This is a genomic window from Ruegeria meonggei (assembly GCF_042768335.1).
Taxonomy (GTDB): Bacteria; Pseudomonadota; Alphaproteobacteria; order Rhodobacterales; family Rhodobacteraceae; genus Ruegeria; species Ruegeria meonggei.
In genome coordinates, this window is sequence record NZ_JAXHBT010000001.1 from 1,704,639 (window position 1) to 1,729,569 (window position 24,931).

At 58.7% G+C, this 24,931-nt stretch carries 27 protein-coding genes and 1 tRNA gene; 10 read left to right on the forward strand and 18 right to left on the reverse strand.

Annotation, left to right across the window (positions count from 1 at the left end; all coding sequences use genetic code 11):
• Window positions 1–88 precede the first annotated feature (88 nt).
• Both SJY13_RS08360 and rlmB read right to left on the reverse strand, forming a co-directional pair.
• On the reverse strand, window positions 89–391 hold the full coding sequence (locus SJY13_RS08360) for a hypothetical protein (protein ID WP_377190047.1): 303 nt from the start codon (window positions 389–391) through the stop codon (window positions 89–91).
• The gene (gene rlmB, locus SJY13_RS08365) at window positions 372–1,145 is read right to left on the reverse strand and encodes a 23S rRNA (guanosine(2251)-2'-O)-methyltransferase RlmB (RefSeq protein ID WP_377190049.1); all 774 of its coding nucleotides are present in this window, start codon (window positions 1,143–1,145) and stop codon (window positions 372–374) included. Before rlmB ends, SJY13_RS08360 begins: the two co-directional genes overlap by 20 nt.
• Window positions 1,146–1,261: 116 nt before the next feature.
• Here rlmB and SJY13_RS08370 point away from each other — a divergent pair.
• Window positions 1,262–1,345 (forward strand) — tRNA-Tyr (locus SJY13_RS08370).
• Between the two features lie 264 nt (window positions 1,346–1,609).
• On the opposite strand, the gene SJY13_RS08375 is transcribed toward SJY13_RS08370, so the two are convergent.
• The 5 genes from SJY13_RS08375 to SJY13_RS08395 form a co-directional block, all read right to left on the reverse strand.
• Complete coding sequence (locus SJY13_RS08375; protein WP_377190051.1) at window positions 1,610–2,128, reverse strand: DUF2478 domain-containing protein; 519 nt, start codon at window positions 2,126–2,128, stop codon at window positions 1,610–1,612.
• A gap of 71 nt (window positions 2,129–2,199) precedes the next feature.
• The gene (locus tag SJY13_RS08380) at window positions 2,200–2,865 is read right to left on the reverse strand and encodes an NnrU family protein (protein WP_377190053.1); all 666 of its coding nucleotides are present in this window, start codon (window positions 2,863–2,865) and stop codon (window positions 2,200–2,202) included.
• Window positions 2,866–2,970: 105 nt separating this feature from the next.
• Window positions 2,971–5,037 carry an ABC transporter permease gene (locus SJY13_RS08385; RefSeq protein ID WP_377190055.1) on the reverse strand — a complete coding sequence of 689 codons (2,067 nt, stop codon included), beginning with the start codon at window positions 5,035–5,037 and terminating at the stop codon, window positions 2,971–2,973.
• A complete protein-coding gene (locus tag SJY13_RS08390) occupies window positions 5,034–6,083 on the reverse strand; it encodes a quaternary amine ABC transporter ATP-binding protein (RefSeq protein ID WP_085821243.1) in 1,050 nt (349 codons plus the stop codon). Before SJY13_RS08390 ends, SJY13_RS08385 begins: the two co-directional genes overlap by 4 nt.
• A 10-nt stretch (window positions 6,084–6,093) precedes the next feature.
• Window positions 6,094–7,044 (reverse strand): ABC transporter substrate-binding protein, encoded by a 951-nt coding sequence (locus tag SJY13_RS08395; RefSeq protein WP_377190057.1) that lies wholly within the window; start codon window positions 7,042–7,044, stop codon window positions 6,094–6,096.
• Between the two features lie 415 nt (window positions 7,045–7,459).
• On the opposite strand from SJY13_RS08395, the gene SJY13_RS08400 reads away from it, so the two are divergent.
• Together SJY13_RS08400 and SJY13_RS08405 are read left to right on the forward strand one after the other, a co-directional pair.
• Window positions 7,460–8,122 carry a DNA-3-methyladenine glycosylase I gene (locus SJY13_RS08400; protein WP_377190059.1) on the forward strand — a complete coding sequence of 221 codons (663 nt, stop codon included), beginning with the start codon at window positions 7,460–7,462 and terminating at the stop codon, window positions 8,120–8,122.
• 41 nt (window positions 8,123–8,163) lie between these two features.
• The gene (locus tag SJY13_RS08405) at window positions 8,164–8,850 is read left to right on the forward strand and encodes a hypothetical protein (protein ID WP_377190061.1); all 687 of its coding nucleotides are present in this window, start codon (window positions 8,164–8,166) and stop codon (window positions 8,848–8,850) included.
• Between the two features lie 3 nt (window positions 8,851–8,853).
• On the opposite strand, the gene SJY13_RS08410 is transcribed toward SJY13_RS08405, so the two are convergent.
• Window positions 8,854–9,258 (reverse strand): c-type cytochrome, encoded by a 405-nt coding sequence (locus tag SJY13_RS08410; protein WP_377190063.1) that lies wholly within the window; start codon window positions 9,256–9,258, stop codon window positions 8,854–8,856.
• A gap of 97 nt (window positions 9,259–9,355) precedes the next feature.
• Here SJY13_RS08410 and SJY13_RS08415 point away from each other — a divergent pair, with 97 nt between their 5' ends.
• A complete protein-coding gene (locus SJY13_RS08415; protein ID WP_085821246.1) occupies window positions 9,356–9,793 on the forward strand; it encodes a DMT family transporter in 438 nt (145 codons plus the stop codon).
• On the opposite strand, the gene SJY13_RS08420 is transcribed toward SJY13_RS08415, so the two are convergent.
• The 3 genes from SJY13_RS08420 to SJY13_RS08430 form a co-directional block, all read right to left on the reverse strand.
• The gene (locus SJY13_RS08420; RefSeq protein ID WP_377190066.1) at window positions 9,777–10,463 is read right to left on the reverse strand and encodes an ABC transporter ATP-binding protein; all 687 of its coding nucleotides are present in this window, start codon (window positions 10,461–10,463) and stop codon (window positions 9,777–9,779) included. The two genes, SJY13_RS08415 and SJY13_RS08420, sit on opposite strands and share 17 nt — an antisense overlap.
• Window positions 10,456–11,751: a lipoprotein-releasing ABC transporter permease subunit gene (locus SJY13_RS08425; RefSeq protein ID WP_377190068.1), complete on the reverse strand. Its 1,296-nt coding sequence runs from the start codon at window positions 11,749–11,751 to the stop codon at window positions 10,456–10,458. Before SJY13_RS08425 ends, SJY13_RS08420 begins: the two co-directional genes overlap by 8 nt.
• Window positions 11,752–11,817: 66 nt before the next feature.
• Window positions 11,818–12,813, reverse strand: coding sequence for a hypothetical protein (locus SJY13_RS08430; RefSeq protein WP_377190070.1), 996 nt, complete (start codon window positions 12,811–12,813; stop codon window positions 11,818–11,820).
• Window positions 12,814–13,143: 330 nt separating this feature from the next.
• On the opposite strand from SJY13_RS08430, the gene SJY13_RS08435 reads away from it, so the two are divergent.
• Window positions 13,144–13,503 carry a hypothetical protein gene (locus SJY13_RS08435; RefSeq protein ID WP_377190072.1) on the forward strand — a complete coding sequence of 120 codons (360 nt, stop codon included), beginning with the start codon at window positions 13,144–13,146 and terminating at the stop codon, window positions 13,501–13,503.
• On the opposite strand, the gene SJY13_RS08440 is transcribed toward SJY13_RS08435, so the two are convergent.
• Both SJY13_RS08440 and proS read right to left on the reverse strand, forming a co-directional pair.
• Window positions 13,500–14,393, reverse strand: a complete 894-nt coding sequence (locus tag SJY13_RS08440; RefSeq protein ID WP_377190074.1) for a glycosyltransferase family 2 protein — start codon at window positions 14,391–14,393, stop codon at window positions 13,500–13,502. The genes SJY13_RS08435 and SJY13_RS08440 overlap by 4 nt on opposite strands.
• Complete coding sequence (gene proS / locus SJY13_RS08445; RefSeq protein ID WP_377190076.1) at window positions 14,377–15,717, reverse strand: proline--tRNA ligase; 1,341 nt, start codon at window positions 15,715–15,717, stop codon at window positions 14,377–14,379. The genes SJY13_RS08440 and proS overlap by 17 nt, the downstream gene beginning before the upstream one ends.
• A 167-nt stretch (window positions 15,718–15,884) precedes the next feature.
• Here proS and SJY13_RS08450 point away from each other — a divergent pair, with 167 nt between their 5' ends.
• From SJY13_RS08450 to SJY13_RS08470, 5 genes are all read left to right on the forward strand, one after another.
• A complete protein-coding gene (locus SJY13_RS08450; RefSeq protein ID WP_377190078.1) occupies window positions 15,885–17,249 on the forward strand; it encodes an FAD-dependent oxidoreductase in 1,365 nt (454 codons plus the stop codon).
• Window positions 17,249–18,223, forward strand: a complete 975-nt coding sequence (locus tag SJY13_RS08455; RefSeq protein WP_377190080.1) for an isopenicillin N synthase family dioxygenase — start codon at window positions 17,249–17,251, stop codon at window positions 18,221–18,223. Before SJY13_RS08450 ends, SJY13_RS08455 begins: the two co-directional genes overlap by 1 nt.
• 90 nt (window positions 18,224–18,313) lie before the next feature.
• Complete coding sequence (locus SJY13_RS08460; protein WP_377190082.1) at window positions 18,314–19,387, forward strand: AI-2E family transporter; 1,074 nt, start codon at window positions 18,314–18,316, stop codon at window positions 19,385–19,387.
• Window positions 19,388–20,077 carry an HdaA/DnaA family protein gene (locus tag SJY13_RS08465; RefSeq protein ID WP_377190084.1) on the forward strand — a complete coding sequence of 230 codons (690 nt, stop codon included), beginning with the start codon at window positions 19,388–19,390 and terminating at the stop codon, window positions 20,075–20,077.
• Window positions 20,078–20,126: 49 nt separating this feature from the next.
• On the forward strand, window positions 20,127–21,671 hold the full coding sequence (locus tag SJY13_RS08470) for a Ppx/GppA family phosphatase (RefSeq protein WP_377190086.1): 1,545 nt from the start codon (window positions 20,127–20,129) through the stop codon (window positions 21,669–21,671).
• A 3-nt stretch (window positions 21,672–21,674) separates the two neighbouring features.
• Here the strand turns inward: SJY13_RS08470 and SJY13_RS08475 are convergent, their stop codons facing one another.
• From SJY13_RS08475 to SJY13_RS08495, 5 genes are read right to left on the reverse strand one after another with little or no spacing between them, the layout of a single operon-like run.
• Window positions 21,675–22,049 carry a hypothetical protein gene (locus SJY13_RS08475; RefSeq protein WP_377190088.1) on the reverse strand — a complete coding sequence of 125 codons (375 nt, stop codon included), beginning with the start codon at window positions 22,047–22,049 and terminating at the stop codon, window positions 21,675–21,677.
• Between the two features lie 38 nt (window positions 22,050–22,087).
• Window positions 22,088–23,080 (reverse strand): endonuclease/exonuclease/phosphatase family protein, encoded by a 993-nt coding sequence (locus SJY13_RS08480; protein WP_085821259.1) that lies wholly within the window; start codon window positions 23,078–23,080, stop codon window positions 22,088–22,090.
• A 3-nt stretch (window positions 23,081–23,083) separates the two neighbouring features.
• Window positions 23,084–23,764: a TerB family tellurite resistance protein gene (locus tag SJY13_RS08485; RefSeq protein WP_377190091.1), complete on the reverse strand. Its 681-nt coding sequence runs from the start codon at window positions 23,762–23,764 to the stop codon at window positions 23,084–23,086.
• 45 nt (window positions 23,765–23,809) lie between these two features.
• Complete coding sequence (locus SJY13_RS08490; RefSeq protein WP_377190093.1) at window positions 23,810–24,298, reverse strand: GNAT family N-acetyltransferase; 489 nt, start codon at window positions 24,296–24,298, stop codon at window positions 23,810–23,812.
• Window positions 24,295–24,897, reverse strand: coding sequence for a VOC family protein (locus SJY13_RS08495; protein ID WP_377190095.1), 603 nt, complete (start codon window positions 24,895–24,897; stop codon window positions 24,295–24,297). Before SJY13_RS08495 ends, SJY13_RS08490 begins: the two co-directional genes overlap by 4 nt.
• Between the last annotated feature and the right edge of the window lie 34 nt (window positions 24,898–24,931).

Genomic DNA, 24,931 nt, shown 5'->3' on the forward strand with positions numbered 1-24,931 from the left:
TTCATCAGGACACTAAGATGCAATTTTTACCCGCCGGTGAAACCCTGTTTAACGCGGTTGTGATCGTGTGTGTCGCTTGCTGTTCGCCTTAGTCGAAGATGTCTTCAATCGCGTCCCAGGCCTCATCCATCACCCGCGAGAACATACTTTTTTTCTTCTTTTGCTTCTTTTTCTTGTACCCGCCGTCATATTTCGCAGACCCGGCGTCCGAGACCTTACGCTTGGGCATCATCTTGAGGTTATGCAAAGGTGCGCCGCAACTGGAACAGCTGAGCTCATGACGTTGCTGTCCTTTCAGAACCAGCGCGGCGCGTGTTCCGCAGTAACAGCAGGTGGCAATTTTTTGCGGGCTAGAAATGGGGGCCTCCTGTCTATTTGTGCCTAGAAGCATATAGGGCAATGGCGGCAGCATTTGAGACGTTCAGCGAACCAAATCCCCCGGCTGCGTCGATTTTCACCAGGTGATCAACCGTTTCTTTGGTTTTCTGACGCAAGCCCGGCCCCTCGGCCCCCAGCGCCAGCGCCACCGGGCGGTCCAGCTTGTCACCCAGCGCGGCCTCGATGGTTGCATCAGCCTCGCCATCAAGGCCCAGCACGATGAAACCCATATTCTGCAACTCGACGATGGCATCGGCCAGGTTACGCACCCGCAGATAGGGCTGTCGTTCCAGCGCACCGCTGGCGGTCTTGGCCAAAGCCCCCGTTTCAGGTGCTGAATGATGGCGCGTTCCGATAACGGCGCTGGCCCCCAGCACTTCGGCCGATCGCAGAATCGCACCGACGTTATGGGGATCGGTCACGCGGTCCAGCAACAGGACGCGCGGATGGGCGCGACCGATGCAATTCTCGGCCAGCCCACCCCAGTTCAGCGGTTTGACCTCGAGCGCTGCACCCTGATGGACGGATCCCGGATCAATGGGGGCGGTAAATTTGCGCGGATCGACCATTTCCGGCTCGATCCCAGAAAACTCAATAGCTTCTGCAAGCTTGTCTTGCGCGTTGCGGGTCACAACCAGCCGCAATTTCTGCCGGTTCGGGTTCATCAAAGCGTCCCGAACGGCGTGCAGTCCGAACAACCAGACGGTCTCGGCCGCAGCGGTTTTGCGGGCCTGTTCTTTTTCGACAACCCACTTTGGTTTTTTCATTTCTTGGGCCTCCGGGCCTGGAATTCGGTTTACTGCGCCAAAGCGGAATTTTCCTGTTGACGCTCCTTTAGAGCGCTAGTAATCACGCCTCCACGTCAGGTGCAACGCCTGACAGTGGGCGACAGGCCGCAAGGTGTGGCAGGGGACTGTAACTCCCTCGCGGAGACGCACGCCTGGTTCGATTCCAGGGTCGCCCACCACTTTTCTCAGATCATTACCGCACATATCCAGCCGTCAGTTCGACTGGCATGGCCACTCATGTATCATTTTCCATGCTCGTACGGCCAGCAACGAGCTGAACCTTTCGGCGCAAAGGCCAAATGCCGGAGCTGTTGGGGAAAATGCTGTTTCGGCGCCACAGTCGAAACACGGTGTGCCATGCCAGCGGGTACTGAAATAGTTGATCCATACATGTCGCCAGCTCTGGATCAGAGGGCGACAGCAGCTATTTTACAGAAATTGTCTTAGGCGGCCGCGCGCTGCGCACAGACGCGATTGAACCATTCGGTGATGGCTTCAATCTCGGGCTCTACCTGTTCTGCCGTGCCGTCGGTGAACTCTTGGAACTTTTCCTTGTTCAGACCGTTCACCCCTACCAGCACCGGGATATCCAGCGCCAGAGCCTCGGCAATCACCGGGCGAAAGCCGCGCCCGTCCGCCTCGTGCTTGCCGAACTTGTTGATGATCAACAACTGCGGCGCATCCGCAAGCGAGGCCGTCACATAGCCCACCGCCCGTTCCAACGCGGCCGGGTCCAACCGGCATCCGCGCGACTGTGTGCCCAGGGATTGCGAGATGCGGATGGTCTCACCCTTGGGCAGGACACGGACGTCCATGTCGCATTTGCTGTCGTCAGCACATTCGGTGTTGGTCTGCACCACACCCGACAATTGCGCGCCCGAGCGCAGCAACTGTTCCGCAGCTGCGCTCAGCAGGCGGTCAGTCGCACCGCGGTCGGTGGTGGTGATATAGGCCAGGTACATTCTGAGACCCTCGTGTTGAAACTGTAGCATTCCAGATAGCACGCATCCCTCGGTCCGACCACTCCTGTGCGTTATGGCAACGGAGAAAGACCGATCACAGGTGCGTGCAAGTAAAGCAGAGCCGCATAGGCGGCAAATGAGACCAGCCAGATCCACAGGCGGGGCCAGGGGCGTGGCGCGCGCAGGGACAGGCGCGCCGTGTTGCGGGACAGACGTGTCCATTCGATCCCCATCCGGCGTTGATTACGGCGGTCGATCAGGGACATGCCCAGCACGGCGAAGCCTGCGAACAGGCCAAACAGGATGACGTGTGACAGGCTGCCATTGGCCAGAAGATGCGACCCGGCCCACAGCATAAGCGCCACCAGAATCGGATGGCGCGTGGTGCGCAGAATGCCCGAGTGTTCCGGATCAAACGGACGCCGTCCCAGCCCACCAAACGAAAACGGGTTTTGGATAGACAAGCCCGCAACAGCCAACCAGACCACGACAGGCATCACCAACAAGGGCGCCCAGCGGAAGATCGTCCAGGGGGGAAGAACCTCGACATATGGCGCTTGGGCAGCGGCGATGATCAGCCAGGCCAATACCATCAGGGACAGGATGGAATAGGCTGCGAAGTACCCCTTGCGACCCAGCGTTTCGACCAACCTGCCCCGCACTGCGGGTCGCGCCGGGATAGCGTGCGTTAGTAAAAAAGTGATCAAAGCTGCAAGGAATAGGCCCCAACCGGTCATGGTGTTCTCCGAACGTGTTGCGCCCGGTTTAGGCCGTGGCGAGGTTGCGGTCCTTGCCCAAAATCAAGTCGAAGGCAGGGGCAAACGCGCCGCCCCTGCCCCGTTTTATAGGCCAAGCGCTTTGCGGCGTTCCTCGGCAAAGCCTTGCACCATGCGGTCGGCGATCAGCGCCAGGATTGCCATTGCTGCCCCCGCCGAGATGCCAAGCCCCACATCCGCCTGCCCCAGCGCCAGATAGATCGACTGACCCAGACCGGTAGTGCCAATCAACGCGGCAATCACCAGCATGGCAAAGGCATAAAGGATGGTCTGGTTTAGCCCCAGCAAGATGGTCGGCGCTGCATAAGGTGCCCGTACATCACGCATGATCTGCCATTCGGTCGCGCCACTGGAAATCGCGGCCTCCATCATCTCGTCCGGAGTATTGACCAGCCCGTGCCGCGTATAGCGGATCATCGGGACGATGGCATAGGCGCAGATCGCCAGAAAGGCCGAGAACTCGCCGATCTGAAACACCATCAGGACCGGGATCAGGAAAACGAACAGAGGGATGGTCTGCAACATGTCACAAATCGGGCGCACGACCTTCCATACCGGGGCCCAGACTGCGCTGGCCAAACCGATCAGACCGCCAGCCACAGCGCAGGAAAACACGGCCGCACCGCTGAGATACAGCGACAGCAAAGCACGCTCCCACAGACCCGAGAAAAGGATGGTGCACAACAGGCCCACCGACAGAGCCGCCAGACGCCAGCCTCCGGCAACCCAACCCAACGCAGCGGCCCCGATCAGGACAAACGGCCATGGCAGGTTGGCAATGCCGGTTTCCAACATGCCGATCAGGATCAGTACGACCAATCCTCCGGTCAGGTGACCGCGCCAGGCCATCAGCGCGGCAATCACAATGCCGGCCGCGAACAGGCCATAGCTCATGCCCGGCGTCCATTGGAACCCCCAGGTAAAGGGTAACACAGCCTGATCTAAACCGATCCGAAGCGGCAACAGAACGTAGAACATCGAGTTGTTCTTGAGCGCATCCAGCCAAGGGCCGTTGGCCTGGGTAAAGGCCGTCAGGCCACTATCCATCGCCCCGGCAATCGGATTCAACAAGGTGATCTCGGACGGATCGGGCAGGCCACTCCAGACGACTGCGGTGAAAAGCGCGGTAATCCCAAGCACCGCCCAAACCACACGAGGATCGTAGCGCTTGCGTTCGGTGGCGAGCGTTCCGCTCATCCGGTCGATCACCACGGCAAAGACCACAATCACCAGACCCGCCATCATCGCCTCGCCAAACTGGGCTTTGCGCATTGTCAGCAGAACTTCCCAACCGATATCGTTGAAGCCTCCGATAACGGCTGCGATGATCACCATCGACAGAGCTGCCATCAGGCATTGGTTCACACCGACCATAATCTGCGTTGCAGCAGCCGGAATTTCGACCTGAAACAGTTGCTGAAACCGCGTGCCGCCTGACATGATGGCAGCTTCTTTGATGTCGGATTCTACCCGCTCAAGACCCAGCATTACGTTGCGCGCCATCGGTGGTGCCGCATAGATGGCCGAGGCAATCAGGCCCACGACCGGCCCAAAGCCAAACAGCAGCAGCAAAGGAGTGAGATACGCGAAGGTCGGCACCGTCTGCATCACGTCCAGCACGGCCTGCACAAGGGATTTCACACGTGGCACTTCATTGGCAAGAATTCCGATTGCACCGCCCACAATCAGCGCGACAGGCACCGAAACGGCAACAAGCGCTAGTGTATTCATGCTCTCGGCCCAATAGCCCGAGGCCAGAACAAAACTAAGGCCAATGAACCCCAGAGCCGCCATGGGTAAACCACCCAGATACCAGCCCAGCGCCGTCACCAGACCAATCAGGATCGGCCAGGGCGTATTGCCCAGCACGTAATTGGCTGCATCCATCGGATAGGTCATCAGATCGGAAAACAACCTCATCGCCGGTTTGATGCTGTTCAGAAACCAATCCAGAAAGGTGCCAATCCATTCAGTTGCGGGCAATTCCCAGGCGGCGGGCCATTTGACCAGCCACGGCGCGCTGCCCTCAAAAGCAAGACAGAGGGCACCAACGAACACAGTGATCAGTGCGGCCTTAGCACCCGCAGTCAGTTGCGCTGCCTGTGTCGAGGAGAAATCTGTGGCAGCCGTCATGCCTCGTCCACCTGCAATGCGGCGGCCAGATCAGAAGGATGGACAGTACCGACAATGTTACCGGCGGCGTCGCGGACGGGCACCGGCTCATACAACTCCATACAATGGGCCAATGCGGCATCCAATGTCATTGCGGTGGTCAGGCCGGGATCGTCCGGACCGCGTTCGGAATCGTCCCGCATGACCGAGGCAACCTTGGCGTGCTGGCCTTTGGCCACATCCTTGGAAAACTCGCGCACATAGTCATCGACCGGGCGCAGAACGATGTCCGAGGGTGTGCCGATCTGCACGATCTTGCCATCGCGCATGATAGCAATGCGGTCGGCCAGCTTCAGCGCCTCTTGAATGTCGTGCGTGATGAAGACGATGGACTTTTTCAACGTCGCCTGAATACGCAAGAACTCGTCCTGCAACTGACGACGGATCAGCGGATCAAGGGCCGAGAACGGCTCGTCCAGAAACCAGATATCCGGGTTCACGGCGAGACTGCGCGCAATGCCCACCCGCTGGCGCTGACCGCCTGAAAGCTGACGCGGGAAACTGTTTTCGCGGCCTTCCAGACCAACCAGTGAGATCACTTCCTGTGCGCGGGCCAGGCGTTCCTTGCGGCTAACGCCCTGCACGCGCAGCGGATAGGCCACGTTTTCGGACACAGTCATATGCGGGAACAGGCCAAAATGCTGGAACACCATGCCCAGCTTTTTACGACGCAGATCCGTCATCACCTTTTTGGAGGCGCCAACGACGTTTTCCCCGTCTACACGAATTTCGCCGCCCGTTCCGGGCAAAAGTTGCGAAATGCAGCGGATCAGAGTGGATTTGCCCGACCCCGACAGCCCCATGATAACGAAAAGCTCGCCATCCTTGACTTCGAAATTTGCGTCCTGAACAGCCGGGATAAACCCCTTTTCGCGCAGGTCGTCGGCGGCTTTGTCGGCGTCGTTCCCTGACCGAGACAGCGCGTCGGTCAGGGCTTTGTCAGCACCGGGGCCAAACACCTGCCAGAGATTCTGGCAGGCGATGGCTGGCGTCTTTGAGTCAGTCACTTACGCGAACTCACTGCGTGGCCGCGTCAACAACCGGACGCCACTTGCCTTCATTTTCAGCCATCCATGTGGCGACAACTTCTTCGACCTGACCGCCGTCAACGTCGATCGCACCCATCATCGGCTGCTGGTCTTCAACCGCCAGCTGATAGTTTGTCAGGATCTCATAGGCGGCAGGCCATTTGTCTGCCATGCCGCTCCAACCCGCTTTGAAGATACGCGAAGGTGAGAAATCACAATCGTTCACAGCGTTCGGGTTCGGACCCCAGGCCGGGTCGTTAAAACAGGCCTCTTCGCCCGCAGGCAGTTCGACAAACTGCACGTCATAGGCCGACATTGCCCAATGCGGTTGCCAGAAGGTGATCAGCAGAGGCGATTTTCGCTCGGTCGACGCGCGTAGTTCCGCGATCAGAGCACCTTCGGACCCTGCAGGAACCGCTTTGAACGGCAATTCCAGACCGGTCATGCGGTCCGCACCGGGCGTACCCCAATCGGCTGGGTAATCGACCAGACGGCCGCCGGGCAGTGTTTCAGCCGTGGCAAACACCTGCGCGCAGTCTTTCAGAGCTTCCCACGCGGGCAGGCCCGGGCACAGCTCGGCCACGTGCGCCGGATAGGCCAGACCTTCTTTGGCATCCAGACCCAGATCACCGATTTCAACAACAGTGCCTTCGTCGATCTTCTTGGCATATTCGTCGGACACGTTCGAGGACCAGATTTCCAGTGTCGCGTCGATGTCGCCATCGGCCAGCGCCTGGAACTGGTTCATCATCCCTGCGGTCACGTATTCGACATTATAGCCGGCAGCCTTCAGCATCTCACCGGCGACGTGGGTGGTAACGTGCTGGCCGGTCCATTCGTTGATCGCCAGTTTGATCGGCTCGTCCACGGCACCCATATCGGCGGCATAGGCGGAACCGGCTACGGTCATGGCCAGCAGGCTTACACTGAGTTTTTTCATCGACATTCTCCCTGTCTTTATTTCAGTTTCGCTTCCCTTGTGCATGTTCCAGCACCGGAAAGCGTGTCTTGTGACACTACCATGTCGCAACATGCACAAAATCAGCCACGAAAGGAAAGTGAACAGTTTGAGGCTGGGCGGAATTACTCGCCACAAACAAAACTATTTCCCCCATGTGCCGCATCGCGTGCAGGCCCCACCCACCGTGTTTTCACGTTCGCTTCAGGTGGGACGTTGATTGACGAGTCAATCACAAACCCAAATCCTCTTATTTGTCGAGCTTTTCTTTCATGAATCTGACGATTTTTTCACTCTGACCCGGGCTCTAAGTGCCCAAATGCACGAAAATGTTCCCACCCTAAACCCTTGCAACCCCGCATCCAAGGCGCGAACTTGTAAGTGGAGGACACCACGCATGCACCATTTCGATGAGATTTTTGCCATGGCCGCCGACCGCCACGGCGGGCCTGACGCGTTGAGCGCAAAGCTGAGCAAACCCAAGAGCCCGGCGGAATTGGCGGCGGTGCCAGAGGATCGCTGGTTGTCACTCATCACCAAATGCGTCTTTCAGGCTGGATTCAACTGGAAGGTCATCGAAAGCAAATGGGACGGGTTTGAGGTCGCCTTTGACGGGTTCGACGTTGGGCGCTGCGCCTTTATGGATGACGAAAAATTCGACGCCCTGCTGCAAGACACCCGCATTGTTCGAAACGGAACCAAAATCGCTACGGTGCGGGACAATGCCGCCTTCATTCTGGAACTGCGCGAAAACGGCGGCGCAGGTCAGGTTCTGGGGGGCTGGCCCTCGACTGATTACGTTGGCCTCCTGGCCATGCTGGGCAAACGCGGGTCACGTCTGGGCGGGGCGTCTGCGCAATATGCGATGCGGTTTGTGGGACGTGACAGTTTCATCCTCTCGCAAGACGTTACAGCCCGCCTGATCGCAGAAGGTGTAATCGACAAGGCACCAAGCTCGAAAAAGGCGATGGCCGCGGTGCAAGAGGCGTTCAACACTTGGATGGAACAGTCCGGACGGTCGCTGACTGAAATCAGCCGGGTATTGGCGATGAGCTTGTGAAAACGGGTTACACAAAAGGGGCGAGGTATTAGGCTTTGACCATGCCGTTCCGCATTCTGACGATGTTGCTGTTACTGCTTGCTTCATGCGGTCGCCCGCTGACAGATCAAGAACGCGCTTTTGCCAGCGTAGTGCAGGGCGACACGTTGAACCTGGACCGGGTGCGCCTGGTCAAGGGGGCGCCGGTCGCGCCGATCACATTCTATCGCAAAGCCCGCCCGCGTCTGGCCTGCCGTGAACGCATTCTGCCACCGCCCGACGAAGGTGTGGTGACCGCAAAGCCGGCCGCCGTTGCCTTGTTCAATCGGGTATACTTTACTGAGGACTGGTATCTTGAGGACTACATGTCCGACTACCCCGACCAGATGAACCTGATCGCCGCTATGCTGTTGGCCCATGAACTGACGCATATCTGGCAATGGCAAAACCGACGGACCACCGGCTACCACCCACTGCGCGCTGCGGCCGAGCATGGCGGCAGCAGCGACCCCTATCTGTTTGACCTCGAAACCTCACCCGATTTCCTGGCCTATGGGTTCGAACAGCAAGGGGCCATTGTCGAAGAATACGTCTGCTGCCGTGCTTTGGACCCTACCGCCCCGCGCACACAGCGCTTGCACGCGATGCTGGACACGTATCTCGATTTGTCCCCGTTGCCAAAACAGCGGCGCGAAAGGGATCTTGTGCTGCCGTGGAGCGAGGCCAAGGTCGAAGGGATCTGTCGCTAACCTCTAGCGCCCCTGCAGCGTTTCCAGAAAGGCCACCAAATCAACAATCGGTTGACTGGTCAGGATCGGCTGGCCCTCGGGCGTTTTCATCGAGGTGTCCTGCCCGTCAAAGTACGGCCCGTAAACGGGCATTGGGCTGCCGTGGCTGACAAGCGGGTCGCGCCCGTCAATCCGCGCCACGACCCGGGCGGATGGAAACACCCCATCGTCACCAGCAAGTTTGGTCAGGTCGACCGGCTGAATCACCAATACGCCAGCCATGGGCCCGTGCCCGGTTGCGTCGATCCCGTGGCACGTCGCGCAGTAATGCTGATACAACTCGGCCCCGGTCTCTGTGTCCTGCGCAATGGCCTGGGTCGACATTGACAGCGCCCCGATTGAAACTGCACTCAGTAACGGTCTGATCATCGCATCCTCCTGTCACGATTGACATTTGCAGGCTTGCTCGTCGGACTGCTTGGCGCAATGATCCAGATCAACGAACGCAGTGCAGAGGATACAGGCGATGTCACAATACGCAGCCATCATGCTGGCGGCCGGGATTGGTGTCCCGATCCTCGCCGCATTGAACGCAGCTCTGGGCAAGCTGGTCGGATCGCCCACGACTGCAGCTGTCGTCCTGTTTGCCATCGCATTTGGGGCATCAGCTCTGGTGATGCTGGTGTTCCCCGGGCTCGGCGCACTGCCCAAAGTTGCACAAGCGCCAAAACACCTGTTGCTAGCTGGCGTTCTGATCGCGTTTTATGTGCTGACGATTACCCATGTCGCCCCGCATTTCGGCGTCGGAAACGCGGTGTTCTTTGTGCTGCTGGGGCAGTTGATCAGTACTGCAGCTATCGACCATTTTGGATTGTTTGGCGCACAAGTTACACCACTGACATGGATCCGCGCGGGCGGTATTGCAGTGATGGCTGCGGGTGTCGCGATCACTCAACTGGCCTGAGGGCCCCGCCGTCCAGTTGCAGTTTCCGGTCCATCCGTGCAGCTAGGTCCATGTTATGCGTGGCGATTAGCGCCGAAAGCCCTTCGTCCCGAACCAGCGCCATCAACGCGTCAAACACTTGGTCCGCGGTTTCAGGATCCAGATTGCCTGTCGGCTCATCAGCCAACAGGACCCGAGGAATATTGGCCAGCGCCCGGCAAAAAGCGACACGCTGTTGTTCGCCCCCTGACAGCGCCGCCGGTCGGTGATCCGCACGTGGTGCGACGCCAACATGGTCCAACAAGGCCATCGCCCTTTCCTGCGCTGCCTTTTCCGATACGCCATTGGCCAGCTGCGGCAGGGTGATGTTTTCCAACGCCGTGAACTCGGGCAACAGGTGGTGGAACTGATACACAAATCCCACATCCTGCCGACGCAATGCGGTACGGGTGCGGTCACCCTTTCCGGTCACGTTCTGCCCGGCGATTTCGACCGACCCTTCGTCCGGAGTGTCCAGCAGCCCCGCGATATGCAGCAAGGTGGATTTGCCTGCCCCAGACGGAGCAACCAAGGCTACCGCCTCACCCGCGTGCAAGGTCAGATCGACACCGCGCAGTACCTGAACCTCGCCGGGTGTGCCTTTCAGATAGGTCTTGGTCAGACCGGTCAGTTGCATCGTCACATCATTCATAGCGCAGCGCCTCAACCGGATTCAGCCGCGCGGCGCGGCGAGCGGGGAAATAGGTGACAAAGAAGGACAAGCCCAGAGACAGACCAACCGCTTTCATCACGTCCGACAGATGCAACTCTGCCGGCAGGGCATAGATCCCCCGGATAGACGGATCCCAGACACCGCCGCCCATGACAAAGTTCACGAACGAAAAGATCGGGTCGATATAGATTGCGAACAAGCAACCAAGAACAACACCCAGTCCGGTGCCAATTATCCCAGTAAACGCGCCACAGATGAAAAACACCCGCAGCACCGACCCTTCGCTCAGACCGATGGTGCGCAGAATACCAATGTCGCGCCCCTTGTTCTTGACCAGCATGATCAACCCCGAGACGATGTTCATCGCAGCAATCAGGACGAGGATCGACAGGATGATGAACATCACGTTGTCCTCGACCTCGAGCGCGCGCAGGAACCCGCCCGAGGCGTCCTGCCATGTCCATATCTGGCTGCGCTCACCCGCGGCCTCAAGAATGGGGACCAGGATCGGGCCAAGGTCCTCGGGACGGGTGACCATCACCTCGATCTCATCGGCCACGCCCTCGCGGTTGAAAAAGCTCTGGGCTTCATCAAACGGCATGTAGACACGCGTTCGGTCGATATCGTAGCGCCCAGCCGAGAACACATAGACCACACGATAGGCTTTGACGCGGGGGGAAGTGCCAAAAGCAGTTTTGACGCCATTGGGGGATGTCAGTTTGACCGTATCTCCGACTGTTGCACCGATACTGCGCGCAACCCCCGACCCGATGGCGATTGCCTCTTCACCTTCGTTGAACGATGACAGGTCGCCCGCGGATTGTTCGCTTTGGGCAACGCCCGGCAAATCGCGCAGATCGCCGGGTTGGATGCCAAACACCTCTACCCCGCTGCTGCGGTCACGCAAAGTGATCAGCACCTGGCCCTTGACCAGTGGCGCGGCACGTTCGACCCCCGGCACCTGCGCGATGCGGTCGGCCACGTCGTCATAGTCGACGATTGTACGATCCATCCGCCCCTGCGCGTCAAAGTTGCCCGCTGAATAAACGGTGACATGGGCATTGGCCCCAAGAATGGTGCCTACAAATTCGGACCGAAACCCCGATCGCACCGCCAGCGTGGCAATCAGAGCAAACACGGCCAGCGTGATCCCGATCAGTGAGATCCACGTCATGACGCTGACGCCACCTTCGGCACGGCGGGCACGCAGATAACGCCAGGCGATTTTCCATTCAAAAGGGGCAAAGGGCGGGGGGGGGGTGGCCATGCCTGCTCCGGAGTTTTTTGGTCGCCGCGACCTTTTCGGCATTTCTCGGGATGGTCAACCCGGTAGTCAGCCTGACAGGGTCGCCGTCCGGGTTAGAACATCTTCGGCCAGAGACCGCGCACAGACGCCCCGCGTTTCCAATTCCGAGAACACGCGATCACGCAGATCACCCGGCAGGATCGACAAGGCCCGATTGTGCAGACCCAGTGTCAGCGAACAGGGATCGTCCAGACGGCTCAGTTGTGCGGCCAGTTTTTCTTGCGAATAACTTGGCCACAGCCCGATGTTCCAATTGGCAGTGTTTTCGAACCACGGGGCGTAGCCCTCAGGGGATTTCAGGCAGAATGCGTTCATAAGCATAAATTCGGAAGGCCGCCTGTGCGACGCATACAACGCCTGAACGGAACCATAGCGTTCGTTGATCTCGTCCAACAGCGCCAAGATTAGCGCCCGACGCACGGGAAAGGGCGTGGAAAAATTCGTGGTGTGCAGTTGGTCCAGATCAGGGTGCGGCACACCCAGCGCATCCAGACTTTGGCACAACCAGTTGCGATGAAAATCACTTTTGACCCCGATAAAGGGAATTCGTGCCGCCCCTGACACTGCGAAATACTCCAAATCCTCAAACTCTCTCAGGAACACGTTCTTGGTGTCGAGGATGATCATATTCTCTGACGCTGCCACCCGAGCTGCGCCGAGTTTCAGAACCTGCTGCATGCGGTACCCGTTGTTGCCGCGCCACCCTCCCTTGCGAGCAACTGGGATAGAATAGCGATTTTCAATCAGTAACTGATCCATCCTTGGTCGCCGAGCGCAATGCCCCGGACCCAGCAACACGTCATCGCCACTCAGCAATTCAACCTTAGACCTCAGAGGGCCGTACGCAGCAAGGATCGGTTCGATCCGCGCACGCAAGCCCGGCTCGTCAATGTCATTCATGATCACATGGATCGACCCGACACTATAGGGATCAACAAAACGCGCGAAAGACAGCGCCTGAAGTTCCAGCAACGGAAAATCCTTGGAGTAAACAACTGTCGCGAAACTGAGCAAACTGACCACCCTTCCGAGGTTTTCGGTTCGTTTATCAGGTCTTCGGCGGTTGTCCAATTCAAGGCATATCACAGTGGAAAACGAATCAGTGTGCGGTCTTTGAATGGCGCTACTCGGATTAAAGGAGATCGTCCATGAGGGCTAATATACCCGTGGTTGTGACCACCTTCACAGACACGCAGTTATTGTTTCAGGTATGAAGTCAATGTGAGGTCGAAATGGATTACTGAATCCAAAATACAACTTTTTACACGTAATTTTATTTCGCGTTTTGCTTATTTTAAGAAACTTTGTCACCCTATTAGTGGGGGAATTAATTTTTTAGAGCGGGGGTCGCTCATGAGTATTCAATTTGAAGGAAAAGCCGGGGGCGCAATTTCAGCCCGAAATGCTTCGACAGAACTGGATTGTGAGACTGCAGCTTTGCTGCGCGCAGCAATCCGGCCAGTCTTTTCCAGCGCAATCAGCTGGAGCAATCTAACAGAAATCCTGAAGGACAAAGGGTATCGCCTGGCCTTTCGGCAAGGGCTGCTTTGTATCACTGATCGAACAACCGGAGATCGGGTCTGCGGGCTGCGCTTCCTTGGGTTTGATTTCAAAGATCTGGTACGCCAACTGGGGCGACCCATCGTCGTTGCACGTGGCAACGAGGCGGATGGCGACGTTCTTTCAGCACGCCCAACTGCAAACGGCGCTTAATAGCGCCGCCAGAACTGAGCGGACCGGCGCAAGGATTTCCAAAGGCTGTGGCGCGCTGCCAGTTTAATTTCGTCCGCAATATTGGGCTGACGCAACTGTTCCAAGACAAGGCCAGCAGGCATATGCCCCCGCTGGTAAAACCGAACGAAATCTTCATGTGACAAAGCCTGCGCAGATTTGAACCCGGCATAGTGGTTTTGCCAAACCCGGGCATAATCCTGGCTGGTTCGGGCATCATCCTCTGTCACCCCCCTGCCCCAGAACAGTGAGATCGGCGCTTCTAAAAGCTCGCCCTTATACCCATCGGCCAGAAGCCGCAGCATCAGGTCATAATCGGCCGCAACACGAAACTGAGTATCGTGGCCGCCCAACGCCAGAAAGACATCCCGCTTCAGAAACACAGAGTTATGGCAGAACGGCATCCGTTGCAGGATGGCGTGTAGCGACATCCGCTTTTCGCGGGTTTCGCTGCCGTCTTCGTGCCGACGCAGAGTTGATCCATAAAGGAAATCGGGCTTTGTTGCGCCCAGCCGGTCAGCGGCGAAGTTCAGTATATCGTCCGAGGCTAGGGAATCATCCGAGTTCAGGAACAAAAGGTAGTCGCCTCGCGCGGCCTGCGCGCCCTTGTTCATTGCATCGTACAGACCGGAATCCGGCGCGCTGATCACCCGGGTTCGCGGTGCACCTGCCGTCAGCTGGTGCAGAAACTCCTCCGTGCCGTCGGTCGAGGCACCGTCCTGAATGATGTGTTCGGCCCGCTCACAGCTTTGACGCGCCATGCAATCGATCACTTCGCGAAAGCTGTCCTGCCGCCCTTGAGACAGCAGATTATGCGTCGCGGTGACGACCGATATCAACGGCGCGTCGGTCTGATCAGGCGATGTGCTCATAGATCCCGGCGATCTTGGTGACGGCGGCCTCGGGGCTCAGTTCTTCGCTTTCACCGGTGCGGCGGCACGTCAGCTCAACGACGCCATTTTTCAGACCACGCGGTCCAACGGTAATGCGCCACGGCAGGCCTATCAGGTCCATAGTGGCGAATTTGCCACCAGCCCGTTCCTTGCGATCGTCATAAAACGGCTCAAGGCCAAGCGCGGTCAGCGCACCATAGAGTTTATCGCAGGCTGCATCCGCCTCATCATCACCCTGTTTCAGGTTGACGATGCCGCAGTGGAACGGGGTCACGCCTTCGGGCCAGATAATCCCTTTGTCGTCATGGCTGGCCTCGATGATCGCGCCGACCAAACGGCTGACGCCGATGCCGTGGCTGCCCATATGCACCGGAACCGGCTTGCCGTCCGGACCCTGAACGGTTGCGCCCATTGCTTCGGAATACTTGGTGCCGAAATAGAAGATCTGCCCTACTTCGATCCCGCGCGCCACACGGCGGCGGTCTTCGGGAACTTGATTGAACAACGCCTCGTCATGGGTCTCATCGGTGCGGGCGTATTTTGAGGTGAACTCTTCCAGAATAGACTGGCACTGCGCGTGATCGTCATAGTCGATCTGACGGTCGCCAAAGGTCAGGTCGGTGACGGCGCTGTCATAGAACACCTCGGATTTGCCGGTATCGGCCAGCACCAGGAATTCATGCGTGTTGTCACCGCCAATGGGGCCAGAATCCGCGCGCATCGGGATCGCTTGCAGCCCCATACGTTCGTAGGTGCGCAGATAGGTCACCAGATGGCGGTTATAGGCGTGCAGCGCGTCTTCTTTGGTCAGGTCGAAATTATAGCCGTCCTTCATGTAGAACTCGCGCCCCCGCATCACGCCGAAGCGCGGGCGGATTTCGTCGCGGAATTTCCACTGGATTTGATAAAGCGTCAGCGGCAGGTCTTTATAGCTGCTGACGTGGCCCCGAAAGATGTCGGTCACCAGTTCCTCGGCCGTGGGGGTGAACAGCATATCGCGGTCGTGCCGGTCTTTCATCCGCAGCATTTCCTGACCGTAATCGTCATAGCGCCCGCTTTCGCGCCACAGGTCGGCTGATTGGATGATCGGCATCTGGATCGCGATATGGCCGGCTTTGGCCTGCTCCTGATGCACAATGTTTTCCAGCTTACGCAGCACTTTGAACCCCAGCGGCAGCCAGGAATAGATCCCGGAGCTGGCCTGTTTGATCATGCCCGCGCGCAGCATCAGCCGGTGGCTGACGATCTGAGCCTCGGAGGGGTTTTCCTTGAGAACGGGCAGAAAGTAACGGCTGAGGCGCATTGTTTGACCTTTAAAGGTGAATTTGGACGTTAAAGGTGATTATGCCAAAGCCCCGCCGGGGGCAATCACGCATTAAGGTTTTACGACCACGGGCCTGTCGGTTTTTTGATTGACCCGCCAGTTAGCTCCGTCAAATGTGGCGGCACTGTAAAGTCACCGAGGCGCCCATGCAGACCATTCAAGAACCCGCCCGTCAAATCCCCGTTGTCCATTCCACGGACGTTCTGGTTGTTGGCTCCGGCCCTGCCGGTCTGGCCGCAGCGTTGGCGGCCGCACGGACCGGGGCCGAGGTGTCGCTGGTCGACCGCTTTGGCAGCATGGGCGGTAATATCACCGCCGTCGGCGTCGAGGGTTTTGCCTGGTATCGCCATGAAAAGACGGTCGAGGCTGGCGGCATCGGCATGGAGTTCGAAACCCGCGCCAGGGACATGGGCGCGGCCGTGCCGGAAAGCCAATCTCTGAGTTATGAGCTGGACAGCGAAGGCTTTAAACTGGTCGCGGATAAGCTGGTCGAGGAGGCAGGTGTGCACCCGATGCTGCACCGGCAGTTTGTCAGCCCGATCATGGAGGGCGATCGGATCACTGGCATCATCACCGAATCCAAAGCCGGGCGCGAGGCGATCCTGGCCAAAGTGGTGATCGACGCCACCGGCGACGCCGATGTGGCCCACCGCGCCGGGGCCCCGACGCAAAAAACGGCGCGTGAGGATATGATGGCCGCCTCGGTGATGTTCCATCTGGCCGGTGTCGACAAACTCGCCTTTATGGAGGGCGTCAAAGCCGACCCGCAGACCTACAAGGATTGGGGTGGTGGCGGTGAGTGGAACATCGAGACCAGCGGCAAAGAGGACGACATGTTTTCGCCCTTCGTGCACAAGCCGTTTCAGCAGGCGATTGATCAGGGGCTGATCCCGCCGCATCTGAACACCATCGCAGGCACCTGGGGCGCGGTGCATGACACCGGTGAGCTGACCTATATGAACCTGATCCATCTGGCTGAGATTGACGGGACCGACCCCGACAGCCTAACGCGCGGAGAGATCGAAGGACGGCGGCAGTCGATGCTGGCCATCGAAGCGCTGCGCCGGTTCATGCCGGGGTGCGAGAACGCCCGGCTGCGAAACTTCGGAATGACCATTGGCATTCGCGACACCCGCAAGATCGACGCGGTCTACAACATGACCGAGGATGACGCCCGCCATCAGGGTCGGTTCGAGGATACGATCGGAATCTACCCCGAATTCATCGACGGCTATGGCATCCTGATCCTGCCCACCACAGGGCGGTATATGCAGGTGCCATACCGCTCAATGCTGCCCAAGGGGATCAAGGGCCTGCTGGTCGCAGGGCGCTCGCACGGGGCGGACAAGGTGGCCCATGCGGCAACACGCAACATGGCCTGTTGTGCCGTCATGGGTCAGGGGGCCGGGATCGCGGCGGCGCTGTCGCTCAAAAGCAATCAGGACCTGCACACGCTGAACCTTGCGCCAGTTCATGCCGAGTTGGACCGCCAAGGCGTGAGGCTTCATTGATGGATCACATTCCCACGATCGACATTGCTCCGCTATACGACAGCACCCACCCTGCGTTTGATGCAACCGTCCAGCAGGTGATGCAGGCCTGTACGCAGATCGGATTTCTGTCGATCACCGGCACGGGCATCTCTCAGACGGCCGTTGAACAGGTGCGCGACTGCGTCCAGGCGATTTTCGACATCGATGAGAATGCGAAATGGGACCAGGCGATCACTCGCGACAACTATCGCGGCTTTATCCCTATGGGGTTCTTCACCCCCAATGACGGATCCGGCAAGGCGGATAAGTACGAGGGCTATAAGCTTCACCACGAAACCCACCCGGATGTGCCGATCCGGCGCGACTGTGCGCTTTATGGTCCGAACATCTGGCCGCACCAGGTTCCGGGCGCGCGCGAAACGATCCTTGGCTACTGGTCACAACTGGACCGCGTGGCGCACGTGTTGCTGGCGGCGCTGGAAACCGGCCTGGGGCTGCCTGCGCGGCAGTTGCGCGACGCCTTCAGTGACCCGATGACCAACATGACGCTACTGCACTATCCCCCGCAATCCCCGGATGAAGACGGCTATGGCATTCATCCCCACAAAGACACCGACGCGCTGACCATTATCGCGCCTGACCCGGTGGGCGGGCTCGAGGTGCAGACCCGCGATGGCGGCTGGATCACCCCGGACTGTCCCCCCGGCGGCTTTGTCGTCAATATCGGAGACATGCTCGAGCTTTGGTCGGGCGGTCGCCTGAAATCCACCCCACACCGGGTGGTCAACCGGTCGAGCAAGGAACGCTATTCCTTTCCCTATTTCTGTGTCCCACGCCACGATGTGGTGGTCGCGCCGCTACTGCCACCGTTGCCCGGCTTTGACCGCCCATCCGTGCATTGCGGCCATTGGTCAGCGGAAATCTGGCGCACCAACTGGCCGGACGAGGCCGCAGACAACACGACCCCCGAGTTGGGAACGCTCAGCGACTAGCCCCAAGAATTCGCCGACGCATGAAGCACTTGCATCGCAGCGCCGCTTGGGCCAAGAACACGAGCAAGGGCCGAAACCAAGGGGACAGCGATGGCTTTGCCGGTGAAAGATCAGCTCAGATACTGGGGAGTTGCCTCGGTCGTATTTGTGCTGCTGCTATGGGCACTTGGCGACGTTTTGCTGCCCTTTGTGATCGGTGGTGCGATTGCCTATTTCCTGGATCCTGTCGCAGACCGGTTGGAAAAGCTGGGCCTATCCCGCATGGCGGCGACGGGGATCATCACAATCGTCGGAATTCTGGGCTTTGTTCTGATGATCCTGATGGTGCTGCCCGCGCTGATCACCCAGTTGATCGATCTGGTCGAGGTCATGCCGAGCCTTCTCAAAGAGCTGCGCGGCTTCGTCGAAAAGCAATTCCCGTCTCTGCTGGATCGCGAATCCAGTTCACATCAGGTACTGGTGTCGTTGGGTGAAACGCTGCAATCCAAAACCGGGGACGTTCTGCAATCAGTTGTCGCCTCGCTGGGATCTGCGATCAACGTGGTGGTATTGCTGGTCATCGTCCCGGTGGTCACCGTTTACCTGCTGTTGGACTGGGACCGCATGATCGCCCGCATTGGCGAACTGCTGCCCCGAGACCACGCTCCAACCATCAATCGCCTCGCTGGCGAGATCAATGCAGTTCTGGCCTCCTTCGTGCGGGGTATGGGCACTGTCTGCCTGATCCTTGGCACGTATTATGCCGTGGCACTGATGGCTGTCGGCTTACAATTCGGGCTGATTGTCGGGTTCATCGCAGGACTCGTGACCTTTGTACCTTATCTTGGCGCCCTGATCGGCGGCACGCTGGCCATTGGCCTTGCCTTGTTCCAGTTCTGGGGCGATTGGGCCCAGATCGGATTGGTCGCCGGTATCTTTGCACTGGGTCAGGTGACCGAAGGCAATTTCCTGACCCCCAAGCTGGTCGGCAGTTCGGTTGGCCTGCATCCGGTCTGGCTGTTGCTGGCGCTGTCGGTGTTTGGCGCGCTGTTCGGATTTGTCGGCATGCTGATCGCTGTGCCCGTTGCCGCAGCATTGGGCGTTGTGGCCAGGTTCGGCACTTCGATCTACCTGGATAGCCGCTTGTATACCGGCCTCGAAGGGCTGAACCAGGACGACGAGTAAATGGTCCGACAGCTGAGCTTTGATCTTCCGGCCAAAACTGCGCTGGGGCGCGAGGATTTCTTTGTCTCGCCCGCCAACGCTCTGGCCGTTGCGATGATCTCGGCCAACTCGTGGCCCGGCAACAAGCTGGTGCTCACTGGCCCGGCCGGGGCTGGCAAGACGCATCTGGCACATGTGTGGGCCGCCGAAACAGGTGGCCGGATCATCCTGGCCAGTGATCTGCGATATGACGATGTGCCTGATCTTGCCTGCTCGGCCATCGCGGTTGAAGACGTGCCCATGATCGCTGATGACCCCGAGCAACAGAAAACCCTGTTTCACCTGCACAATCTGGTGCTGGCTGAAGGGCATGCCTTGTTGATGACCGGTCGGTTGCCGCCAAACCTGTGGCAGTTGCCGCTGCCAGATCTGCAAAGCCGGATTGAGGGCGCGCATCACGTCGCACTGGACCCACCTGATGACGCATTGTTGGGGGCTGTTCTGGCCAAGCTGTTCGTCGACCGGCAGTTGAACCCAGGCCCCGAAGTCATTGCCTATCTGGTCAAACATATGGACCGCCGCTTTGAAACAGCAGCCGAAGTGGTGACGCGGCTGGACCAGATTGCCCTTTCTGAAAAACGAGAGATCACACGCGCGCTGGCGGTCAGAATTCTGAATTCCGAACCTACTGATAGCGAAGCTGACAATTGACCCACCCCCGGTGATTTCGCACACTGCGCCCGGATAATCTGGAAGAGACATGGATCAGACCGTCGAAACCGAAATCCCGGATTGGGGGCCCTTCCAAAGGCCATTGTTCGACGACCCCGAAGCCCGCGCCCTGTCGCGCGTTGGAGTGGTCGATGTCGGATCGAACTCGGTCCGGATGGTGATTTTCGACGGGGCGGCGCGCTCTCCGGCGTATTTCTACAACGAGAAAGTCATGTGCGAACTGGGGGCTGGGCTGTCTGAAACCGGGCGTCTCAATCCGCGCGGACGCGACCGCGCCCTGTCGGCGCTGCGTCGATTTCAGCGGTTGGCCGACGATCTGGGTCTTCCTGGTCTGCACGTTGTTGCCACCGCCGCCGTACGCGAGGCAAAGGATGGCCCGGATTTCTGCCGGGAGGTCGAATCAGAGATTGGCCTAACCGTTTCAGTCATCGATGGCGGGGAAGAGGCGCGCCTGTCTGCCCAAGGTGTGTTGCTGGGTTGGCCAGGGGCCTACGGTTTGATCTGCGACATAGGCGGGTCCTCGATGGAGTTGGCCGAGATAGGTGACGGAGACGTGGGCCGCCGTGTGACATCGGCTCTGGGGCCACTGAAACTGCGCGACATCAAGGGCGGGCGCCGGGCACGCAAAGCGCATATCAAAAGCACAATGGAAGACCTGCGTGATCAAATGGGCCCCCAACGCGACCGTCTGTTCCTTGTGGGCGGCAGTTGGCGCGCCTTTGCGCGTTTGGACATGCTGCGCCGGGGCTACCCGCTGAACGTTTTGCACGAATACCGCATGACCACCAGGCAAGTGCGCGAGACCATAAAGTTCATCGAAAAAGGTGATCCGGAAAAGATGCGCAGTCAGGCGGGTGTCTCAAGCTCGCGCATGGCGCTGATCCCCTATGCGATGGACGTACTGGCCCGGCTGATCCGGACGTTCAAGCCTAAGGACATCGCGATTTCAAGCTATGGCATCCGCGAAGGGTTGCTGTACGAACAAATGCCGCAAAACCTGCGCGACCGTGATCCGCTGATCGAGGCCAGCCGCTTTTCCGAGGCCAAGGATGCCCGCCTGCCCGGCTTTGGCAAACACTTGTATGACTTTGTGATGCCACTGTTCAAATCCGCCCCACTCGCCCGGGTGCGGCTGATTCAGGCGGCCTGCCTGTTGCATGACGTCAGCTGGCGCGCCCACCCCGATTACCGGGCTGAAGTCTGTTTTGACAATGTAACCCGAGCCAATCTGGGCGGGCTGAAGCATTCCGAAAGGATTTTCATCGGCCTTGCGCTGCAACACCGCTACCGCAACAAGCGCGAGGGCAACCGGTTCGCTCCGCTATACGAGTTACTGGACGAAAAGGACCAGAAACAAGCAGAGATACTGGGCAAGGCGATGCGATTTGGCGCAATGCTGTGGATGCAAAGCGACGCGCCAATGGGCAACCTGCGGTTCTTCCCTAAGAAGCGTCTCTTGGAACTGCGTCTGCCCGCAAACGCAAGGCCACTTTTCAACGAAGTCGCCGAAGCGCGGCTGAATTCCCTGACCAATGCCCTCAAGTCCGAGGTTCACGTGGTCATCAAAGGATAGACCTTAGATTTCCGTCGCGCCGTCAGGGTCTTCTTCGGTCTGATCTGGTGGGTCCTGCAGATCTTCGATTGGTTTCTTGCGGATGATGATGTCGCCATTGGGCAGGATCTCGGGCGCTTCATAGGCGCTCCAATCTTTAATCTCTGCGCCCAGCTCGGCTAAGGCCGGGCCCATTTCTTCGATAAAGGACTGCATGGCCGGGCCCAGTTGATCGGCCAGTCCCTGCAGATCCTCTAGCGCAGGCCCCATTTCCTGCCGCAAGCCCTCAAAGAACAACTCAGCCCCCTGTTCCATCAGGGATTTTCCAGTGTCTTCCTCGGCATGTGCAGGCGTGATCAGGGCGGCAGATAGCGCACAGATCGCAATAAGATGTTTCATGAGTTGAAATATAGGCCCTGCCGCGCCGCGATGAAAGGCTATAGGTCGATATCCAGAGTGACCGGGAAGTGATCAGATGCGGTCAGCAACGCCGCCTGCAAATCAGGGGCGTCGCGGCAGCTCGTGTCGTGAAACGGGTGCCAGATGCGCCATTCGGGACGATGCCCACGCAATCCGTCGCTGATCATGATGTAATCCAGCAGCGCCTCAAGAAACTGACCCCCGGGGCGGGTGAATCGTGCTGTTGAGGGCACCGGGCCGGATCCCGCGCCGTGGGCGGTGACCGCATGGGGGTCAAACAGCCCGGCTTGTAGCAAAATCTCTACCGATGATCGCCCGAACAGATGTTCGAATTCATCCAGCCCCGGCCCGTCGTTCAAATCACCTAGCAGAATAACCTGTTCCTCTGCCACGATGTGTGCCGCAACCCGACGGGACAACCAAACGGCTTGTGCCAGTTGCTTGCGCCGGTTTGCGATTGAGATGCGGATCGCCTCATCCCGTGATCCAGCCCCGTGCGGCGCTTTGGATTTCAGATGCGCACCAATCATGCGCAGCGTGTTGCCCCGGCTGGTTTGAACCGTCAATTCCATAGGGGGTTTGGAGAACCGAACGAGGTCTTCGGTGGCGTCGATATCCAGATCGATGCGAAAGACGTCATCGAAACGGGGGGCCAGTGAATTGCCGTCAACCGGGTCGTGGCGCGCCTGTATTTCTTTCGGGTCATACAGCAATGCAAGCTCTTGATGGGTGTCATTGGCAAAACCCATCACGGCATTTGACGTGCGCAAGTCAAACGCCTCGGCAAAGTTCTGTAACGCGCGGACTGTGTTTTGTTTTTTGCCGGTATTGGGCGCCTCGACGATCAGCACTGCATCCGCATCAATTGCCGTTAGCACTTTGGCGATGGCCTCAACCTGCTGCGCCTTGGTGACGTCGTGACGGCCGGACCAACTGTCATCTACAACCAGTTCATCGCGGCGGCTAAACAGGTTGGCGAACCATTCAATATTGTAAGTCGCCATCCGCACCTGTCAGGCCCCGGCGCCGTTGATCTCGTCCCAGGCACGGTTGATGTCGATCATCTTCTTCTCGGCCAATCGAACAGCTTCTTCGGGCACGCCGCGCGCCATCATGGCGTCGGGATGCGTCTCACGCACCAATTGCCGCCAGATCTTGCGGATGTCTGGTACAGCCATGTCGCGGGGAACCCCCAGAACCGTGTAAGGATCCTTGGGCGCATCCGGTACGAAGCGAGCCCGCAAGGCAAGGAACTGAGCATCGGTCTGACCAAAAATCCGGCTGACCTCTTCCAGAAACACATCTTCGTTCGGGTGGTAGAACCCATCCGCCATCGCGATGTGAAACAAACCCTCCATCAGATCGCAGAGCGTGGTGCTGTCATCCGCAAACATACGCGCAATCTTGCGGGCATAATCCTGATACCCGGCAACATCGGTACGGGCCATGTCAAACACCCGGGCTGCGCCGGCTTCATCATCGCGGGCAATCTGGAACACATCGCGAAAGGCCGTGACCTCATCCCGCGTTACCTGCCCGTCGGCCTTGGCCATCTTTGCGCCCAGCGCGATCACTGCAATCGCAAACGCGACCGAGCGTTCGGGCGGCGAGCGCAGTTTCTCAAAAACATCGGTCAGGCTTTCGCCTTGGGCAAGCGCGCTCAGCGCGTCGGATATGCGGGTCCAGATCGACATGAGCGTACCCTAACGTCCGATTTCGGGACTGTCAGGTGCGACAGATTAATCCTGCGTAAGAATTTTCTGCATCAGCACAAGATCCAGCCGTTTGCCCCATTTGAAACCAACTTCAGGCATCTGGCCGGTTATCTCAAAACCCAACGCTGCATGAAACGCCACTGCCCCCGGATTGGCCGAGGATATTCCGGCGACCAGCACATGCACGCCTTCAGACCGCGCGACATCCTCCAGAGCGGTCATAAGCGCCCGCCCTGCCCCTTGGTTCCGCGCTTTGGGCGACAGTTGAACCGAGTGCTCACGGCTCTGTGCATAGCCGGGTCCGGACCGAAACGGGCCGTAAGTGGCAAAGCCCAGAACCTGCCTTTCCACCTCGGCCACCAGATAGGCTGCACCACGGGCATTGATGTCAGTCGCTATGCTGTCGAGGCTGCGCTCAATGGTGGTAAAGGTGATCAGCGTTTCGCGGATGATCGCGTTGGTGATCTCGGCGATTGCAGTGGCATCTCCGGCTTGGGCCGGGCGAATAATCATTCCAGCACACGTTTGCCATGCGGCGTGTCGAACTCTGCCAGCAAGGCGGCAGGGCCGGTATCGAACACGACCCGATCCAGCGCCCCCAGCAGCTTGGCCAGATCCAGCGCGTCCGGGTGAAACACGACCAAACGATCCAGTCGACAGCTGCTGTCCTGCAACATCTGTGCGGGGTGCAGATCGCCATGCCATTGAATGAGCGCCGGAAACAGGTTGTCAAAAGGCAACCGCCCATTCGGAGGAACCGCCATTTGCCACCGCAGCGCGCCCCGCGTCAGGTCGATGGGCGTACCAACCCCGTCAGGAAAAAGTTCCAGCGAAGCCGCGATGTCCGGGACCTTGCAAATCCAGTTGCTCAGCCGCGGCGCCCCGTTGAACTGATCCAGGTTAAACCAACGGGTCCGTTCGGGGTTTGGGGCCTGCGGATCGATGGCGATCGCTTCCAGATACAAACCGTCCTTTAAACCAAGCAGCCGGTTGTACGTCCCGAACTTTTCATGCTTGCCACCCGCCTGCAGCGATACGCCCAAGGCCTGTTCGATATGGGCGGATGCCTCTTCCAACGTTTCGCCTGCAACAGCCAAGTGATCCAGTAACACGCGCGCCTCCTTTTAAAAAAAACGACCAGACCCA